The organism is Streptomyces sp. NPDC045846, assembly GCF_056431605.1.
The window spans coordinates 558,410-576,562 of the sequence record NZ_JBWKKJ010000002.1; the positions used below are offsets into that span (position 1 = coordinate 558,410).

The 18,153-nt window shown below is 72.6% G+C and carries 18 protein-coding genes; 10 read left to right on the forward strand and 8 right to left on the reverse strand.

Going from position 1 to position 18,153, the window contains the following annotated elements:
* Positions 1-18: 18 nt before the first annotated feature.
* Both AC07F3_RS07405 and era read left to right on the forward strand, forming a co-directional pair.
* Positions 19-804 (forward strand): hypothetical protein, encoded by a 786-nt coding sequence (locus AC07F3_RS07405; RefSeq protein WP_479111362.1) that lies wholly within the window; start codon positions 19-21, stop codon positions 802-804.
* Between the two features lie 100 nt (positions 805-904).
* Positions 905-1,858 carry a GTPase Era gene (gene era, locus AC07F3_RS07410; RefSeq protein ID WP_479111363.1) on the forward strand — a complete coding sequence of 318 codons (954 nt, stop codon included), beginning with the start codon at positions 905-907 and terminating at the stop codon, positions 1,856-1,858.
* A 54-nt stretch (positions 1,859-1,912) separates the two neighbouring features.
* On the opposite strand, the gene AC07F3_RS07415 is transcribed toward era, so the two are convergent.
* Genes AC07F3_RS07415 through AC07F3_RS07425 form a run of 3 tightly spaced genes read right to left on the reverse strand, consistent with a single transcriptional unit; the run spans position 1,913 to position 4,163 of the window.
* Positions 1,913-2,731: a GNAT family N-acetyltransferase gene (locus AC07F3_RS07415; RefSeq protein ID WP_479111365.1), complete on the reverse strand. Its 819-nt coding sequence runs from the start codon at positions 2,729-2,731 to the stop codon at positions 1,913-1,915.
* A 54-nt stretch (positions 2,732-2,785) separates the two neighbouring features.
* Positions 2,786-3,052 (reverse strand): protealysin inhibitor emfourin, encoded by a 267-nt coding sequence (locus tag AC07F3_RS07420; RefSeq protein WP_479111367.1) that lies wholly within the window; start codon positions 3,050-3,052, stop codon positions 2,786-2,788.
* A gap of 46 nt (positions 3,053-3,098) precedes the next feature.
* Positions 3,099-4,163: a M4 family metallopeptidase gene (locus AC07F3_RS07425; RefSeq protein WP_479111369.1), complete on the reverse strand. Its 1,065-nt coding sequence runs from the start codon at positions 4,161-4,163 to the stop codon at positions 3,099-3,101.
* Positions 4,164-4,529: 366 nt separating this feature from the next.
* Here AC07F3_RS07425 and leuA point away from each other — a divergent pair, with 366 nt between their 5' ends.
* On the forward strand, positions 4,530-6,287 hold the full coding sequence (leuA, locus tag AC07F3_RS07430) for a 2-isopropylmalate synthase (protein ID WP_479111371.1): 1,758 nt from the start codon (positions 4,530-4,532) through the stop codon (positions 6,285-6,287).
* Between the two features lie 711 nt (positions 6,288-6,998).
* Positions 6,999-7,736: a TerB family tellurite resistance protein gene (locus AC07F3_RS07435; RefSeq protein ID WP_479111373.1), complete on the forward strand. Its 738-nt coding sequence runs from the start codon at positions 6,999-7,001 to the stop codon at positions 7,734-7,736.
* A gap of 16 nt (positions 7,737-7,752) precedes the next feature.
* Here the strand turns inward: AC07F3_RS07435 and AC07F3_RS07440 are convergent, their stop codons facing one another.
* Entirely contained in the window at positions 7,753-8,205 is a 453-nt protein-coding gene (locus AC07F3_RS07440; RefSeq protein WP_479111375.1) for a hypothetical protein, read from the reverse strand.
* A 595-nt stretch (positions 8,206-8,800) separates the two neighbouring features.
* Between AC07F3_RS07440 and AC07F3_RS07445 the strand changes: the two genes are divergently transcribed.
* The 4 genes from AC07F3_RS07445 to AC07F3_RS07460 all read left to right on the forward strand — a co-directional run bounded on the left by AC07F3_RS07445 (position 8,801) and on the right by AC07F3_RS07460 (position 13,279).
* Positions 8,801-9,022: a hypothetical protein gene (locus AC07F3_RS07445; protein WP_479111377.1), complete on the forward strand. Its 222-nt coding sequence runs from the start codon at positions 8,801-8,803 to the stop codon at positions 9,020-9,022.
* 183 nt (positions 9,023-9,205) lie between these two features.
* The gene (locus AC07F3_RS07450; protein WP_479111379.1) at positions 9,206-11,383 is read left to right on the forward strand and encodes an MMPL family transporter; all 2,178 of its coding nucleotides are present in this window, start codon (positions 9,206-9,208) and stop codon (positions 11,381-11,383) included.
* Positions 11,384-11,399: 16 nt separating this feature from the next.
* Positions 11,400-12,587 carry a sensor histidine kinase gene (locus AC07F3_RS07455; RefSeq protein ID WP_479111381.1) on the forward strand — a complete coding sequence of 396 codons (1,188 nt, stop codon included), beginning with the start codon at positions 11,400-11,402 and terminating at the stop codon, positions 12,585-12,587.
* Positions 12,584-13,279 carry a response regulator gene (locus tag AC07F3_RS07460; RefSeq protein ID WP_479111383.1) on the forward strand — a complete coding sequence of 232 codons (696 nt, stop codon included), beginning with the start codon at positions 12,584-12,586 and terminating at the stop codon, positions 13,277-13,279. The genes AC07F3_RS07455 and AC07F3_RS07460 overlap by 4 nt, the downstream gene beginning before the upstream one ends.
* A gap of 12 nt (positions 13,280-13,291) precedes the next feature.
* Here the strand turns inward: AC07F3_RS07460 and AC07F3_RS07465 are convergent, their stop codons facing one another.
* Entirely contained in the window at positions 13,292-13,999 is a 708-nt protein-coding gene (locus AC07F3_RS07465; RefSeq protein ID WP_479111385.1) for a hypothetical protein, read from the reverse strand.
* A 260-nt stretch (positions 14,000-14,259) separates the two neighbouring features.
* Between AC07F3_RS07465 and recO the strand changes: the two genes are divergently transcribed.
* Positions 14,260-15,009, forward strand: a complete 750-nt coding sequence (recO, locus tag AC07F3_RS07470; protein ID WP_479111387.1) for a DNA repair protein RecO — start codon at positions 14,260-14,262, stop codon at positions 15,007-15,009.
* Positions 15,010-15,031: 22 nt separating this feature from the next.
* Positions 15,032-15,880: an isoprenyl transferase gene (locus tag AC07F3_RS07475; RefSeq protein WP_114035398.1), complete on the forward strand. Its 849-nt coding sequence runs from the start codon at positions 15,032-15,034 to the stop codon at positions 15,878-15,880.
* Between the two features lie 88 nt (positions 15,881-15,968).
* Here the strand turns inward: AC07F3_RS07475 and AC07F3_RS07480 are convergent, their stop codons facing one another.
* The 3 genes from AC07F3_RS07480 to AC07F3_RS07490 are packed head-to-tail and all read right to left on the reverse strand — an operon-like array spanning position 15,969 to position 18,132.
* Positions 15,969-16,406, reverse strand: a complete 438-nt coding sequence (locus tag AC07F3_RS07480) for a Fur family transcriptional regulator (protein ID WP_114035399.1) — start codon at positions 16,404-16,406, stop codon at positions 15,969-15,971.
* Between the two features lie 59 nt (positions 16,407-16,465).
* Positions 16,466-17,368, reverse strand: a complete 903-nt coding sequence (locus AC07F3_RS07485; RefSeq protein WP_479111923.1) for a metal ABC transporter permease — start codon at positions 17,366-17,368, stop codon at positions 16,466-16,468.
* 5 nt (positions 17,369-17,373) lie between these two features.
* The gene (locus AC07F3_RS07490; protein ID WP_479111389.1) at positions 17,374-18,132 is read right to left on the reverse strand and encodes a metal ABC transporter ATP-binding protein; all 759 of its coding nucleotides are present in this window, start codon (positions 18,130-18,132) and stop codon (positions 17,374-17,376) included.
* Positions 18,133-18,153 lie beyond the last annotated feature (21 nt).

Genomic DNA, 18,153 nt, shown 5'->3' on the forward strand with positions numbered 1-18,153 from the left:
AGGTGAGGGGCAACCGTCATGCGGACGGGGCGCAGGGAAAAGCTGACGGGCTACGCGGTGGTGCTGGCGGCGCTGGTCACGGTCGCGGGATGCGGCGGCCCGGACGAGGCGGCGGCGACGAAGGCCACGCCCGCCCAGGGCGCCGCCAAGCCTGCCGTCGGGGGGCAGCCCTTCACCAAGGCGCAGACCGACGCGGCCCTGCTCGCCGCGCAGGACGTGGGCGCGGGCTGGGCCGAGGACCAGGACCCGGGCGACAGCCCCTCCGCGGACGTCAGCGGCGGCGACAATTCGGACGTCGGTGCCGAAGGCGGGGCGGACGGCGCCAACAGTGCGCAGTGCGACACGTACATGGAGACGTGGAACGGCCCCAAGGACGGCCAGGCCGCGGCCAGTTCGAGCCGCGACCTCGCCAAGGAGTCCGGCACCGAGCACCTGACCTTCCGCGTGGTGGCCTATCCGTCCGTCGCGGAGGCGACCAAGGCGGTCGCCTCCGCCCGCGCGCTGCCCGCCGCCTGCGACGGGGGCTCGCTCGACTTCAACTGGGGCGGGCCCGAGAAGAGCGAGGTCAAGCCCGAGGACGTGGCGAAGCTGGGCGACGAGTCGGTCGGCATGCGCGTCACGGCGCCGCTCGCCTCGGTGCCGGGCACCGAGCTGCACATGCAGGTCCTGTCCGTCCGCGAGGGGGCGAACGTCTCCACGGTGACCTACGCGGCCCAGACCCCGGCGGACCCGGCGCTGCTCCCCGCCCTCCTGGCGAAGGCCGCCGCCCGCCTCCACACCCTGGCCCAGGGCGGCACGCCCTAGCCCCCGGTGGGCCCGGCCGCGAGGGGCGGGTGGCCGCCCGAGGAGGGCCGTTTCCGGTGGGCTGGGCGGCGGGGGGTCCAGGATCGGGGAGAATGGCGGCATGAGCGCTCGTACCCCTGCCGCTGACACCGCCGCCGAACCCACCCACCGGGCCGGCTTCGCCTGCTTCGTCGGTCGCCCCAACGCGGGCAAGTCCACCCTCACGAACGCTCTGGTCGGGCAGAAGGTGGCCATCACCTCCAATCGCCCGCAGACCACCCGGCACACCGTGCGCGGCATCGTGCACCGGCCGGACGCCCAGCTGATCCTGGTGGACACCCCCGGCCTGCACAAGCCGCGCACCCTGCTCGGCGAGCGCCTCAACGACGTGGTGCGCACCACGTGGGCCGAGGTCGACGTGATCGGCTTCTGCCTGCCCGCCGACCAGAAGCTCGGCCCCGGCGACAAGTTCATCGCCAAGGAACTCGCCGGGATCAAGAAGACCCCCAAGATCGCGATCATCACCAAGACCGACCTGGTCGACTCCAAGACCCTCGCCGAGCAGCTCATCGCCGTGGACCAGCTCTCCAAGGAGCTCGGCTTCGAGTGGGCGCAGATCGTGCCGGTGTCGGCGGTCGGCGACCGGCAGGTCCAGCTCGTCGCGGACCTGATCATCCCGCTGCTGCCCGACAGCCCGCCGCTCTACCCCGAGGGCGACCTCACCGACGAGCCCGAGCAGGTCATGGTCGCCGAGCTGATCCGCGAGGCCGCCCTCGAAGGCGTACGGGACGAGCTGCCGCACTCCATCGCCGTCGTCGTGGAGGAAATGATTCCGCGCGAGGACCGGCCCGCGGACAAGCCGCTCCTGGACATCCACGCCAACGTCTACATCGAGCGTCCCAGCCAGAAGGGCATCATCATCGGCCCCAAGGGCAAGCGCCTGAAGGAGGTCGGCATGAAGTCCCGCAAGCACATCGAGGCGCTGCTCGGCACGCCGGTCTTCCTCGACCTCCACGTGAAGGTCGCCAAGGACTGGCAGCGCGACCCCAAGCAGCTCCGCAAGCTCGGGTTCTGACCCGGGCGCACCGCGTACGCCCGGAGGCCGGGGCACGGCGTGCCCCGGCCGTCCTCAGGCGTCGGCCGGTTCGGCGATCAGGGCCGTGCCCGCCGGGCGGAATCCCAAGGTCGCGTACATCCGGGCCACGTCGGCGTCGCCCGCCGACAGGAACACCGTCCGCACGCCCCGCTCCCGCGCGTCCGCGACCAGCGCCGCGGTGACCGCGCGCCCGAGCCCCCGGCGCCGCGCGGCGGGCAGGGTGCCCACCCCGACGATCTCGGTGACCGGGCCCACCGGGTTGTGCATCCCGGAACAGAGCGGCAGCCCGTCCTCGAACGCCGCCGCCAGGGCCGAGCGGCCCGCGCCGATCCGCTCGGCGACCTGTTCGGCTCGGCCGTCCCCGGCGTGGGCGGTGATCGCGGCGGCCAGCTCGGCCGGGCCCGCGGGGCCGATGCCGGTACCGGGCGCGGCGAACGCCAGATGCGGCACGACCAGCGCCGCGTGCAGCAGCGGATCGGCCGCACCCAGGACGCGCACCAGCGGGTGGGGCTCGGCGGCGGGTGCGTCGGCGTCCAGGACCATCAGCGGGTGCTCGTGCACCGCGAGGCCCGACTCCTCGACCGCCGCGCGAAGCCCGGGGCTCACCTCGGCGACCCACTCGAAGGCCTCGGGCGCCCCGAGCGCGCGCTGGCGGGCCCGCACCGCGTCCACGTCGGCGGCCGTCACCGGCCCCGTGTGACCGAGGGTGGGCCGCGCGTAGTAGTGCCAGCCCGCTCCCTCGCGGACGAACAGGGTCAGCGGACCGAAGTCCTCGGCGCGGGCCGAACTCCGGGGCGCCGCGTCGTAGTAGTGCTCAAGATCGTCCAACTGGGTACGGGCAGACAGGCTCATGGTGCGCATCCAAGCAGCACCGTGCCCGGCCCGCATCCGGCTTTCTCGCGTCGGCTACGCGCCCTCCTTCAACACCCTTGTGATCAGCTCCCGTTGGGCCTCGGTCAGGTGCGGATCCGCGCAGTGCACCGTGCGGCCGTCCACCGTGATCTCGTAGTGGAAGCCGTCCGGCACGCCCGGTGACGGCTCCGGGCAGCCCCCGGCGAGCGCGGCCCGCGCCAGCGCCCGCCACTCGGCGGCATCGGGCCGGCCCGAGGTGTCGATCTCGGCCCGGCGCTCGATGCCGGCGAATCCTCCTGAGCGGCACACCTTGATACGCATGGCCTCTGTCTAGCAGCCCCGGTCCGCCGCGTCAGGGGTTACCGTCTCAGGAGGCCGGAACCCCCACCTGCGACCACGCTTTCAGGACGGCCTGGTACTCGGCGCCCTCGCCGTAACGCGCCTTCGCGGCGGCCACCGTGAGCTTGGCGAAGTCCTTGAACATCGCCTGCTTGCCGAGCTGCCCGCCGGTCAGCACGTCGTACCAGATCTGCCCGGCCCGCTCCCAGGCCTTGCCGCCGAGCGCGTCGGCGACCAGGTAGAAGGCGTGGTTGGGGATGCCGGAGTTGATGTGCACCCCGCCGTTGTCGCGGCCCGTGGTGACGTAGTGGTCCATCGTCGCGGGCTGCGGGTCCTTGCCGAGCTGCGGGTCGTCGTACGCCGTGCCCGGTGCCTTCATCGAGCGCAGCGCCTCGCCGCGGACGCCCGGCGCGAGCAGGCCCGCGCCGATGAGCCAGTCGGCCTGCTGGGCGTCCTGGTCCAGGGAGTACTGCTTGACGAGCGAGCCGAAGACGTCCGACATGGACTCGTTCAGGGCCCCCGGCTGGCCGAAGTAGGTCAGGTTCGCGGTGTGCTGGGTGACGCCGTGCGTGAGTTCGTGGCCGATCACGTCGACGGGCAGGGTGAAGTCCAGGAAGATCTGGCCGTCACCGTCGCCGAACACCATCTGGGTGCCGTTCCAGAAGGCGTTGTCGTAGCTCTGGTCGTAGTGCACGGTCGCGTTGAGCGGCAGGCCGCTGCCGTCGATCGAATGGCGCTGGTACGCCGTGAGGTACAGCTCGAAGGTCGCGCCGAGCCCCGCGTACGCGCGGTTCACGGTCGCGTCCTGGACGGGCTGCTCGCCCTCGCCGCGGACCCGGGTCCCGGGCAGCGTGGTGGAGTGCTGGGTGTCGTAGACGGTGCGCTGCGGCTGGTCGGCGGCCGCGCCCGGAGGCGGTGTGAGCGGGTCGGCGCCGAGGACGGTGGTCAGCCGGCGTCCGGTGCGCTGGGCGGCGTCCGCGATGAGGGTCCGGCGGGCGATCCGGGCGAGCGCGGGGTCCTCGGCCTCGATGAGCCGGTCGAAGACGTGGGGCGGGACGATGGTGCAGAAAACCGGGTTGGTGGTGGCGTCCATGCCGGGAAATGTGGCACCGGGTCACGGGGCTGTCACTACTCGCCACCATGATTGTGAAGCGTGCTTTCCCTACGACCGTTCCCGGCCATTTCCGCCGCGAACGGCGGAGGCCTTCCCGGCCGGGCCGCGAGCGATCGAGGCATACGTCACCTTTTGTCCGAATCGAGGCGGTCATCCCGCATACTGATACGGGACCGCCGCTCCCGTCGCCCCTCGGCTAGGCTGCGACATCATGCGTATCGGGCTGCTTCTCCTTAGCTGCCGCGGCGAGGGCCTGTAGTCGTAGGCCGACACCCTCCCCGCGGGATCTGGTGTTGCGCTCGACGGTCGGCCGTCCCTCTCTCACCGTTCGAGGAGCCGCACGCCATGTCCCAGCCCGTTGGTCGCCCCACTCCCGTCACCAACGCCACCCAGGCGCAGAAGCCGTCCGGGATGCCGATCCACAAGTACGGTCAGTACGACGCCGTGGACATCCCCGACCGCACCTGGCCGAACGGCCGGATCACCAAGGCCCCGCGCTGGCTGTCGACCGACCTGCGGGACGGCAACCAGGCGCTGATCGACCCGATGAGCCCGGCCCGCAAGCGCGAGATGTTCGACCTGCTGGTGCGCATGGGCTACAAGGAGATCGAGGTCGGCTTCCCCTCGTCCGGCGAGACCGACTTCAACTTCGTACGCTCCATCATCGAAGAGGGCGCGATCCCCGAGGACGTGACGATCTCCGTCCTGACCCAGGCCCGCGAAGAGCTGATCGAGCGCACCGTGGAGTCCCTGCGCGGCGCCCACCGCGCGACCGTGCACCTGTACAACGCGACCGCGCCCACCTTCCGCCGGGTCGTCTTCCGCGGCACGAAGGAGCAGGTCAAGCAGATCGCCGTGGACGGCACGCGGCTGGTCATGGAGTACGCGGACAAGATCCTGGGCGACGAGACGATCTTCGGCTACCAGTACTCGCCGGAGATCTTCACCGACACCGAGCTGGACTTCGCGCTGGAGGTCTGCGAGGCGGTGTGCGACGTGTGGCAGCCCGAGGAGGGCCGCGAGATCATCCTCAACCTGCCCGCCACGGTGGAGCGTTCGACCCCCTCGACGCACGCGGACCGCTTCGAGTGGATGAGCCGCAACCTGTCGCGCCGCGAGTACGTGTGCCTGTCCGTGCACCCCCACAACGACCGCGGCACGGCGGTGGCGGCGGCCGAGCTGGCGATCATGGCCGGCGCCGACCGCATCGAGGGCTGCCTGTTCGGCCAGGGCGAGCGCACCGGCAACGTCGACCTGGTGACCCTGGGCATGAACCTGTTCAGCCAGGGCGTGGACCCGCAGATCGACTTCTCCCAGATCGACGAGATCCGCCGCACCTCCGAGTACTGCAACCAGATGGAGATCCACCCGCGCCACCCCTACGCGGGCGACCTGGTCTACACCGCCTTCTCCGGCTCCCACCAGGACGCCATCAAGAAGGGCTTCGACGCGATGGAGGCGGACGCCGCCGCCGCGGGCAAGACGGTGGACGAGATCGAGTGGGCGGTCCCGTACCTGCCCATCGACCCGAAGGACGTCGGCCGTTCCTACGAGGCCGTCATCCGGGTCAACTCGCAGTCCGGCAAGGGCGGTATCGCCTACGTCCTGAAGAACGACCACAAGCTGGACCTGCCGCGCCGGATGCAGATCGAGTTCTCGAAGATCATCCAGCAGAAGACGGACTCCGAGGGCGGCGAGGTCACTCCCGACGCGATCTGGTCGGTCTTCCAGGACGAGTACCTGCCCAACCCCCAGAACCCGTGGGGCCGCATCCAGCTGCGTTCCGGCCAGACGACGACGGACAAGGACGGCCGCGACACCCTGACCGTCGAGGCGGTCGTCGACGGCCGGGACACGGTCCTGACCGGCACCGGCAACGGCCCGATCTCGGCCTTCTTCGAGGCGCTGGCCGCGACCGGGGTGGACGCGCGGCTGCTGGACTACCAGGAGCACACGATGAGCGAGGGGGCGTCCTCGCAGGCCGCGTCCTACATCGAGTGTGCGATCGACGGGGTCGTGCTGTGGGGGATCGGGATCGATGCCAACACGACTCGGGCGTCCCTGAAGGCGGTCATCTCAGCCGTCAACCGGGCCGCCCGCTAACCCCGCGCCGGGCACCCCGCCGTCGCCCGGGGGGTGCCCCGCCCTGCCGGGGGCCCCGCGGCCCCCTTGCGGGTGCCCCCTGCCCGGGGGTGCCCCCCGGCCCCCCTGCCTTCCGCGACCTGGACCGGTTGCGGACGCCGTTTGCGCAGTTCCCCGCGCCCCTGATTCGCTTTTGTCCGCGAGCCGCGGGTGGCTGGTCGCGCAGTTCCCCGCGCCCCTAACCTGCCTTCGTCCGCGGGCCGTGCGTGGTTGTTCGCGCAGTTCCTCGCGCCCCTCACCCGTCTTCGTCCGCGGGCCGTGCGTGGTTGCTCGCGCAGTTCCTCGCGCCCCTAAACCCGTTTCGGCCTCGGAGCGTGCGTGGTTCCGCGCCCCTCACCCACTTTCGTCCGCGGGCCGCGGGTGGCTGGTCGCGCAGTTCCCCGCGCCCCTGGCGGTACTGGTGCTGGTCGGCATGGGCAACCTCAGCCCGTCCGGCGTTTGAGGACGAGCGCCGTTCAGGCGCGAACGGGGGTCTGGGGGCGGAGCCCCCAGGAGTCCTTCAACCCCCGGAGGGTCTCGGGGAGGGGCGGGGTGGGGAAACTCCCACCCCCACAGCGACACCTTTTGGCCATCAGGACGCTCTCCCCCTTCCGGGGTGCTGACGCCACATCATGGATGTGGCTAACATCACGTCAACGCGGCAACGTTGCCGGAGCGTTACGGAGGTGCGCGGTGCGGCCAGCACGGGGACAGAACAGTACGAACCTCACCGGGACGCAGCCCGCGTCCCGCCTCCGCCCCCGCCTCTGGTCCGTCCGCACCGCCTGGCACACCGTCGGTGACGGCGAGTTCTTCTGCCCCGACTGCGGCGGTGACCGGAACTACCAGCGCCGCACCGGCCGCAGGCGCCTGACCGTCCTGGGCGTCCCGCTCGTCAGCCGCGGCACGGCGGGCCCGGTGGTCGAATGCGCCGCCTGCCAGGGCCACTTCGGGACGGACGCCCTGGACCACCCCACCACAACCCGCTTCTCCGCGATGCTCCGCGACGCCGTGCACACCGTCGCCCTCGCCGTCCTCGCGGCGGGCGGCACCTCGTCGCGTACGGTCACCGGCACCGCCGTCGCCACGGTCCGGGCGGCCGGGTTCGACGACTGCACCGAGGAGCAGCTGGTCGCCCTCATCGAGGCGCTGGCCGCCGACACCGGCCGCTTCCTCGCCGACCCGGTCGGCGAGACCGACCCGTGCGGTGCGGCCCTGGCCATCGAGCTCCACGAGGCCCTCGAACCACTGGCCCCGCACCTCGCCCCCGCCGGCCGCGAGTCGATCCTGCTCCAGGGGGCCCGTATCGCGCTCGCGGACGGCCCGTACAGCCCGGCCGAGCGCGAGGTGCTCAGCACGGTCGGCGGGGCGCTCTCGCTCTGCGCGGACGACACCGCCCGGCTGCTCGCGGCGGCCCGCACCCCGTCCTGAGCGCGCCGCCCGGGGCTCAGTCCTTGAGCCGGTACTCGCAGAGCTTGTCCGACTTGCCGTTCTGGTTGTCCGCGACCTGCTTGCCGTCGACCTTGATGGTGCAGGGGGCGGCCTGGAGCATCCCGCTCCCGTCCGGGCGCTTGATCGATCCCGGTACCACCGACACCGTGTGACCCACCTTCAGCTCGGCGCCCTCCAGCGTCACGGACTCGGTCTTCGTCCAGGGCAGCGTCACCTGCTCGAAGTGATTGGTGTTCCCGATCCACATCACTTGGGACGGGCCCGCGCCGCCCACCTCGAAGACCACCTGGTGCGCGACGCCCTTCTTGTCCGGCGCCGTCCCCTTGGCCCCGCTGCCCGCCGAGGCGCTCGCCTCGGCCGCGCCGTCGTCCTTCTTCTCGCTTCCGCACCCGGTGAGCAGCGCGGCCGCCGCGAGCAGGGTGAGGGCCAGGGTGCCTGTCTTGCGCATGTTCGTACGTCCCCGTTGCTGAGCTGATCGGTATCGGTCCCGTGGGAGACCGTAGATCACGCCATCGAACGCACGGCCACCGCTCGCGCGAGCCCGCGCCAATCCTCGTACCGCAATGCGCCGTTGGGCCTCCGCCGCAATCCGCAGATCCTGAACACCCGCTCGAAGAAACCTTGCTCGGGACGGTTCGCCTCTCGATCTGTAGCGGATTTCTTTCGCCCGTCCTGCGAATTGTTCGTTCGAATTTTCCTCCTGGTATTCGGATATTGAAGTGCAGGTCCGTCCGCTGTCCGGACCGCCCAATGCCCTTGTGTGGGACGGGTGTTGCCGTGGTCGAGCGAGGGGCCAGCCCCAGGGGTAGTACGGGAAAGGGGAATCCGAGATCCACGCCATGGCGGTGGCGGAGGGAAACGTGGTCCCGGAGTCGGTCGCAGGCGAATTGCGGGGTGCGCGCGCCCGGTCCGGAATTACGCGGCCATCGTCGGGCTCGGTCCGATTCCGTACCCGAACGAAAAAACTGGGGTCATTGATCCACAGGCGGCGCCGGACACCCGATACTGCGGTCGGCCCTGTTCACACTGCCGGAGGGAAAGCCATGACCGCAGTCCCGCCCGTGGGTTCGTACGTCGTCGACACCGGGAACGGGAGACTGGGCCAGGTGATGGGGCGGGAGGGGCCCTACCTCCAGCTGCGGCCCTTCGGCGGTGGCCGCGAGTGGGAGTGCCGCCCCGAGGCGGCCCGCGCCGCGACCCCGTCGGAGCGGCTCAGGGCGGCGACGGCGTACGCGAACGCGCGGAGCCGGGGCGAGGTGCCCTGAGCCGCACTCCCTGGAGAGCGGGCGCGTTACTCCCGGGGGAGTAACGAGGGCTCCGCGCACCCCCGGGGAGGTACGGACGATCTCGGTCGCGGGCGCGACGAAGCGGGCCCGCCGCGACGGGACGCTGGGAACAGCCGGGCAGGCCGCGAGGGCCTTCCGGAACCCAGCCGGAGGGGGCCCGTCATGGGGTCGACCAGATCAGCACCGCCCGGGGCGCCGCCTGTGAAAGCGCCAACTGCCGCACGGCGGCGGGCCGTTCCCTGGGGTGTGCTCGCGTTGTGGGTGATCGTGCTCGCTGTCGCCGGGTCGTTCGCGGGGAGGCTGGGGGACGTCCAGCGCGACCAGACCACCGACTACCTTCCGGCCGGCGCCGACTCCACTCGGGCCGCCGCCCTCCAGGACAGGTTGCCCGGCGGCGAGATCACCAGCCTGGTGCTCGTCTACCACCGCGACGGCGGGCTGACGGCCGCCGACCGGGCCACGGCAGCCCAGCAGCTCGCCTCGATCACCGTCGCGCCGGGCACCGGGCCCGCCAGGTCGCCCGCCCGGCTGGGCGATGCCAAGGACCCCAAGGAGTTCGCGGCCACCCAGCACGGACCCGGCCTGCCGTCCAAGGACGGCGCCACCCTCATGTACACGGTGTCCACGGCGGCGCCCGCCAAGAACGACGACGCGAAGAAGGCCTTCGTCGACGACGTACGGGCGCACACGCCCGACGTGGCCGGGATGAGCGTGCGGGTCGGCGGGGACGGCGCCCTCGACGTCGACGCGCGCGGCGTGTTCGGCTCCCTCGACGGCACGCTGATGCTGGCGACCGGCCTGGTGGTCGCGCTGCTCCTGATCCTCACCTACCGCAGCCCCGTGCTGTGGCTGGTGCCGCTGGTCGTCGTCGGAGCAGGCGCGGTGTGCGCCCGCGCCGCCGTGTACGGCCTCGCCTCCTGGACCGGGATCACGGTCACCAGCCAGAGCGCGGGCATCATGACCGTCCTGGTCTTCGGCGCGGGCACCGACTACGCGCTGCTGCTCGTCGCCCGCTACCGCGACGAACTGCGCCGCACCCCGCTGCCGTACGACGCGATGCGCGCCGCCCTGCGCGGCTGCGGGCCCGCCCTGCTCGCCTCGTCCGGCACGGTCGTGGCCGGGCTGGTCTGCCTGCTCGCCGCCGACCTCAACAACATCAGGGGGCTCGGCCCGGTCGGCGCGATCGGCGTGCTCTGCGCGCTCGCCGCGATGCTGACGCTGCTGCCCGCGATCCTGGTCCTGCTCGGGCGGCGGGTGTTCTGGCCGCTGATCCCGGCGTACGGCAGCGAGCCGAGGCGGCGGGGCCGCGACCTGTTCGCCGCGATGGGAACCTCGGCAGGCAGGCGCCCAACCGCCGTACTGCTGACGGGAGTTGTGCTCCTGGGTGCTCTCGCGCTCGGTGCGTTCAACCTGCCCGGCGCCCTCAAGCAGCAGGACAGCTTCACGACCAGGCCCGAGTCGACGGTGGCCATGAGCACGCTCGCCGCCGCCTTCCCGGACCGGGGCAGCCGGCCCATCGAGGTCATGACCCCGACCGGCCGGGCCGACCGTACGCTCGCCGAGGCGCGGGCCGTCGAAGGCGTCGCGAGCGCCGAACGGGGCCGCAGCGGCGGCGGCTGGACCGAGATCGCCGTTACCGCGAAGGCCGCCCCCGAGTCGGCGGGCGAGAACGCCACCATCGGGCGGCTGCGGGCCGGGCTCACGGGCGCGCACGTCGGCGGGGCCGGCGCCCAGGCCCTCGACCTGGCCGACACCAACTCCCACGACCGGCTCGTGGTCGTCCCGCTCGTCCTCGCCTCCGTCCTGCTGGTCCTCGCCCTGCTGCTGCGCAGCCTCGTCGCGCCGCTGCTGCTCGTCGCCGCCGTCGTCGCGGTGTGGGGCGCGGCCCTCGGCATCGGCGGGCTGCTCTTCGGGCCGGTCCTCGGCTTCTCGGGCCTCGACCCGGGGCTGCCGCTGCTCACCTTCGTCTTCCTGGTGGCGCTCGGCGTGGACTACGGCATCTTCCTGATGCACCGCGCCCGCGAGGAGACCCTGCGCGGAGCCGGACCGCGCGAGGCCGCGCTGACCGCGCTGCGCACCACCGGCGGCGTGATCGCCTCGGCGGGCACGGTGCTCGCCGCGACCTTCGCGGTGCTGGCCTCGCTGCCGCTGGTGATGTTCGTCGAACTCGGCACGATCATCGCGGTCGGTGTGCTCCTGGACACCTTCCTCGTCCGCACCTACCTGGTGACCAGTGCCAATGTGCTCCTCGGACGCGGGGTCTGGTGGCCGGGCGCCCTGTCCCGCGCCCCGGAACCGGCCGCCGACGAGCCGTCGGCGCTGGTCGACTCTCCCCGATGAGGACGAGGATGGCAGGGTGGCACACGTGAACGGATCGATGGGCCCGGGGGAGCGGCTGACGGCGATGCTGCACCGCGACCCCGGGGAGAGCGCGCATCCGCTGCGGGCCGACGCGGTGCTCGCCGCCGGCGCCGGGCTTCTGGGCGCCGCCATCGCCTACGCGGACACCGCGCTGCGGCCGGACGCGCTCGGCTGGGCGCTGCTCGCCGGAGCCGCGCTCGCCCTCGTGGCGCGGCGTCGTCGGCCGATGGCGGCCCTCGCCGTGATCGTGGCCTGCATCGCCCCGTACCAACTCCTCGACAACGCCCACATGGGGCCCATGCCGATCGCGATGACCGCGCTGTACACGGTCGCCGCGACCGGCACGGTCCGCCGGGCGGTGACCGTCGGCGCGTGCGTCGTGGGCTTCGCCGTCACCGGCATGTCGTTCAACGGGGTCCACCGGGTCTTCGACGTGTTCCGGACCTCCGGCTGGCTGGTGGCCGCGCTCGTCTTCGGCGTCGCCCTGCGCAACTCCCGCGCCTACGTGGCCGAACAGCGGGCCGTCGCCGCCCGCGAGACCGAGCGCAAGCTCACCGAGGAACGCCTGCGCATCGCCCGCGACCTGCACGACCTGCTCGCCCACAGCATCACCCTGATCGGGGTGCGCACCTCGGTCGCCGCCCATGTCCTGACCGCCACCCCCGACCGGCTCGACCGGGCCGCGGTCGCGGCCGCCCTCGACTCGATCGCCGACACCTGCCGCGAGGCCCGGGCCGAACTGCGCACCACGCTGACCGTGCTGCGCGCCGACGAGCACGGGCCGCTGCCCGATCTCACGGGGCTGCCCGATCTGGCCCGTACCGCGAAGGCGGAGCTCACCGTGGCCACCGGCGGTGCGCACGTCCCGCCCGCCGTGGGCGCGGCCGCCTACCGGATCGTCCAGGAGTCCCTGACCAACGCCGTGCGTCACGCGGGCCCCGACGCCGCTGCCCGGGTGCGCGTCGAGGCGGTGGACGCGGTGCTCGAGGTCACCGTCACCGACGACGGCCGGGGCGGCGCCGCCGGGGGGTCCGGCTTCGGGATCGTCGGGATGGGGGAGCGGGCCCGCAGCGTGGGCGGCACCTTGGAGGCGGGGCCGCGCCCCGACGGCGGCTTCGAGGTCACCGCGCGCCTGCCGCTCGTACCCCGCCCGGACGACCGCCCCCTGGAGGCCACCGCATGACCGCCGTTCCGGACGAGCGCGACCGGGCCATCCGGGTGCTGCTCGCCGACGACCAGACGCTCGTGCGCTCGGCCTTCGCGATGCTCGTCGACTCGGCCCCCGACATGGCCGTCGTCGGCGAGGCGGGCACCGGCGCGGAGGCCGTGGCCCTGGCCCACTCGGCGCGGGCCGACGTCGTCGTCATGGACCTGCGGATGCCGGGCACCGACGGCATCGAGGCGACCCGCCTGATCGCCGCCGCCGAGGACCTCGCCGGGGTCAGGGTGCTCGTCCTCACCACGTACGACACCGACGAGAACGTGCTGGAAGCGCTGCGGGCCGGGGCCTCCGGATTCCTGGTCAAGGACACCCGCCCCGCCGAACTCCTCGACGCCATCCGCACGGTGGCCGCCGGTGAGGCGCTGCTCTCGCCCGGGCCGACGGCGAGCCTGATCGCCCGCGTCCTGCGCGCCCCGCGGCCTCTGCCGGGCGGCGGCCCCGACGCCCTCGCCCCGCTCTCCGACCGCGAACGCCAGGTGCTCACCCTGGTCGCCCGGGGCCTGAACAACACCGAGATCGCCGACGCCCTCGCGCTGAGCCCGCTCACCGCCAAGACCCATGTGAGCCGGATCATGGGCAAGTCCGGGGTGCGCGACCGGGCCCAGCTGGTGATCCTGGCGTACGAGTCGGGGCTCGTGGTGCCGGGAGCCTGAGCCCGCCCGGCCTCAGCCCTGGCCGGGTCCGTCCGTGGGGTCGGCCGGCTTGATCAGGGAGTCGTCGGAGGGCCGGGTCCGGGTGGTGCCCTTGGCGGGATCCGACGCGGCAGGCAGCGGGGCGAGCTCGGTGCCGTTCCAGCGCAGGGTGGTGGCGGACTCGCGGTTCCGGCCGCCCGCGGGCTCCGTGACGATGAGGTCGGTGCCCAGCGTCGCGGCGCTCGTCCCGGGACGCCCCGCGTACTCGAGCACGGCGTGCGCCTGCTCGCCGACGGCGGTGTACACCCACAGGATCGTGCGGCCCAAGTCGTCGTAGGCGAGCACGAGTTCACGCTTTCCGTCACCCGTGAGGTCGGCGTACGCGGGTGGCCGCAGCCGGCACGACGAGCCGTCCGGGCAGTCCTTGAGGCCGCTCTGCACCGCGCGGTCGGTCGCCGGGTCGGCGGCGAGCAGCCGCACCCCGTCGACCCGGGCCAGATCCCCGTCCGGCACGGTCACCCCCGGCACCGCGGCGCGCGCGTGGAAGCCCTGGCCGGGCCGGGTGGGCGTGGCGCCGGCGGTGTGGTCGGGCCACAGCGGCGACGCGGTCGCCGACGCGGCGGGCGTCGCCGCCGGCCCGTCGTCCCGCACCCCCTCGCCCGCCGAGCAGCCCCCGAGGGCCAGCACGGCCAGCACACAGGCCGTCGCGCGGGCACGGCGACCGGTCGTGGGCAGCGGCATTCCGTCCGTCCAGGTGGGGTGAGGGCATCTGCATGCGGAGACCTGACACAGGAGAAGAGGCTCCTGCTGCCGCAATGGTGCCCCATCCCCCTGTGCAATCCCCCCGAGCCACCCCCACCCGCCCCCCACCCCGCCCTCGCAACACCGGGCCCCCCGGGCCGAGACACCCCGGCGTGATCCCTGCCACGTCGCCGGGGGACCTCCGGGCGCGCGCCGGGGTTCGGGGCGGGTGGGGTGGGGCGTGCAGGACAATGGGGTGCATGAGTCTGTTCCGTGATGACGGCGTCGTGCTGCGCACCCAGAAGCTCGGGGAGGCCGACCGCATCATCACGCTGCTCACGCGCAACCACGGGCGGGTGCGGGCGGTGGCTCGGGGGGTGCGGCGGACCAAGTCCAAGTTCGGGGCGCGGCTCGAACCGTTTTCGCACGTCGACGTGCAGTTCTTCGCGCGGGGCAGCGAACTCGTCGGCCGCGGGCTCCCGTTGTGCACGCAGAGTGAGACCATCGCTCCGTACGGTGGCGGGATCGTCACGGACTACGCCCGGTACACCGCGGGCACCGCCATGCTGGAGACGGCGGAACGGTTCACCGACCATGAGGGCGAGCCGGCCGTGCAGCAGTACCTGCTCCTGGTGGGCGGGCTGCGCACGCTCGCCCGCGGTGAGCACGCCCCGCACCTCATCCTCGACGCGTTCCTGCTGCGCTCGCTGGCCGTCAACGGCTATGCCCCGAGTTTCGAGGATTGCGCGAAATGCGGCATCCACGGCCCCAACCGGTTCTTCTCCGTGGCGGGCGGCGGCGTCATATGCGGTGACTGCCGCGTGCCCGGCAGCGTCGTACCCTCTGCGGAGGCCATCGGTCTGCTCAGCGCGCTGCTCACGGGGGACTGGGCGACGGCGGACGCCAGTGAGCCGAGGCATGTGCGGGAGGGCAGCGGGCTCGTATCGGCCTATCTGCACTGGCACTTGGAGCGCGGCCTGCGCTCCCTGCGGTACGTAGAGAAGAACTGAGCATCTAGGGAGAGAGCTCCACATGGCAGTACGCGGAATCCTGGGCGGGCGGTCGCGGCGTGACTACAAGACCCCCGAACCGCACCCCTCGGGCGCGGTGCCGCCGAAGATCCCGGCGGAGCTGGTGCCCAACCACGTCGCCTGCGTCATGGACGGCAACGGCCGCTGGGCCAAGGAGCGCGGCCTGCCCCGCACCGAGGGCCACAAGGTCGGCGAGGGCGTCGTCCTCGACGTGCTCAAGGGCTGTCTGGAGATGGGCGTCAAGAACCTCTCCCTGTACGCCTTCTCGACGGAGAACTGGAAGCGCTCGCCCGAAGAGGTCCGCTTCCTCATGAACTTCAACCGCGACGTCATCCGGCGCCGCCGCGACGAGATGAACGAGCTGGGCATCCGCATCCGCTGGGTGGGCCGCATGCCCAAGATGTGGAAGTCCGTCGTCCAGGAGCTCCAGGTCGCCCAGGAGCAGACCGTCGACAACGACGCCATGACGCTGTACTTCTGCGTCAACTACGGCGGCCGCGCCGAGGTCGCCGACGCCGCGCAGGCCATCGCGCGCGACGTCGCCGCCGGGAAGCTCGACCCGTCGAAGGTGAACGAGAAGACCTTCGCGAAGTACCTGTACTACCCGGACATGCCTGACGTCGATCTCTTCCTGCGGCCCAGCGGCGAGCAGCGCACGTCCAACTACCTGATCTGGCAGTCCAGTTACGCCGAGATGGTCTTCCAGGACGTGCTGTGGCCCGACTTCGACCGGCGTGACCTGTGGCGGGCCTGCCTGGAGTTCGCCTCCCGCGACCGCCGCTTCGGGGGCGCCATCCCGAACGAGGCGCTGGCCGCCCTGGACAAGTCGGGGGACCTCCCTCGCGCGTGAGGCGCCGCCAAGGAGAAGAGGCCCGTGCGCGCGGCGCCGGGCCTCAGGGGGTGGGGGCGGGCCCCGGGAGAGGGGCCCGCGCCGGGTGCTAGGACGCCGGTGAGGCGGCGCAGGACTCGCAGGTGCCGAAGATCTCCACCGTGTGCGCCACGTTCACATAGCCGTGCTGGGACGCGATCGACTCGGCCCACTTCTCGACCGCCGGCCCCTCGACCTCGACCGCCTTGCCGCACACCCGGCACACCAGGTGATGGTGGTGGTCGCCCGACGAGCAGCGCCGGTACACCGACTCCCCGTCGCTGGTGCGCAGCACGTCCACCTCGCCCGCGTCCGCGAGGGACTGGAGCGTGCGGTAGACGGTGGTCAGGCCCACCGAGTCGCCCCGGTGCTTGAGCATGTCGTGCAATTCCTGCGCACTGCGGAACTCGTCCACCTCGTCCAGCGCCGCCGCCACCGCGGCACGCTGCCGGGTCGACCGGCCTCGTACGGGGGCGGTATTCGACCCGCCGAGTGGCGCTGTCGTCACAGGTGCCTCCATGCCTTGACCCGTACAAACTCTCCTTGGGCCATTGTGCCAGCTCCCGCTCAGGCCGTGACCTCGCCGGCCGGGGCCTTTGCGGGGGCGGGCACGTCGAGTCCGCACTCGCCCTCGGCCGGCGCGGCCGCCGCGGCCCGGGCCCGCCGCCTGGCGAGCGGGGTCGCGAGCGCCGTCAGGACGATGAAGATCGCGATCGTGAAGAGGACGATGACGGCGCCGGGCGGGACGTCCTCGTAGTACGTGACGACGGTTCCGCTGAGGGTCACCGTCACGCCGATCGCCACCGCGATCGCGAAGGTCAGGGCGAAGCTGCGGGACAGCTGCTGGGCGGCCGCGACCGGCACCACCATCAGGGCGGAGACCAGGAGCAGGCCGACCACGCGCATGGCCACGGTCACGGTGACCGCGGCCGTGACCGCCGTCAGGAGGTTCAGGGCGCGCACCGGCAGACCCGTCACCCGTGCGAACTCCTCGTCCTGGCTGACCGCGAACAGCTGGCGCCGCAGGCCGATGGTGACCAGCAGGACGAAGGCGGCCAGGAGGCCGATCGCCCAGACGTCGGACGGGGAGACCGTCGAAAGGGAGCCGAAGAGATAGGAGTTGAGGTTGGCCGTGGAGCCGCCCGGCGCGAGGTTGATGAAGAGCACACCGCCCGCCATGCCGCCGTAGAAGAGCATCGCGAGCGCGATGTCGCCGCGCGTCTTGCCGTACCAGCGGATCAGCTCCATCGTGACCGCGCCGAGGACGGAGACGAGCGTGGCCATCCAGACCGGCGAGGTGGACAGCAGGAAACCGAGGCCGACGCCGGTCATCGCCACGTGCCCGATGCCGTCGCCCATCAGCGCCTGGCGGCGCTGGACGAGGTAGATCCCGACGGCGGGCGCGGTGATCCCGACGAGGACGGCGGCGATCAACGCCCGTTGCATGAAGGGGGAGTTCAGGAGTTCCATCATGATCAGCTCAGCAGTCCCGTGCGTACCGGCTCGGCGGCCGTGTGCGGATGTACGTGGTCGTGGCCGGGCAGGGCGTGCTGTCCGACCGCCCTCGGCGGCGGGCCGTCGTGCACGACGCATCCGTCGCGCAGCACCACCGCCCGGTCGATCAGCGGCTCCAGGGGGCCGAGTTCGTGCAGGACGAGCAGGACCGAGGCGCCGGCCGCGACCTGCTCGCGCAGGGTCGCGGCGAGGATCTCCTGGCTCTCGATGTCGACGCCCGCCATGGGCTCGTCCATGATCAGGAGTTCCGGGTCGGCTGCCAGGGCCCGCGCGATCAGCACGCGCTGGTGCTGGCCGCCGGAGAGGGCGTCCACGGAGTCCTTGGCCCGGTCGGCGAGGCCGACCGCCGCGATCGCCCGGTCGACGGCCTCGCGGTCGGCCTTGCGCAGGATCCCGAAGCGCGTCCGCGAGAGCCGCCCCGAGGAGACGACCTCGCGGATCGTCGCGGGCACCCCGCCCGCGGCGGTCGTGCGCTGCGGTACGTAGCCGACGCGGCCCCATGCGCGGAAGCGGCGCCGGGGCGTTCCGAAGATCTCCACCGAGCCGCCGCTGAGCGGCACCTGCCCGATGATCGTCCGGATCGCGGTGGACTTGCCCGAACCGTTCGCGCCGAGCAGCGCGACGACCTCGCCGCGGTGCACGGCGAGATCGATGCCGCGCAGCACGGGGCGCGAGCCGAGCTCGGCCGTCACCTTGGTGAGCGATATGACGGGCTCCATGGCAGGTGCCTCCCCAGCGGG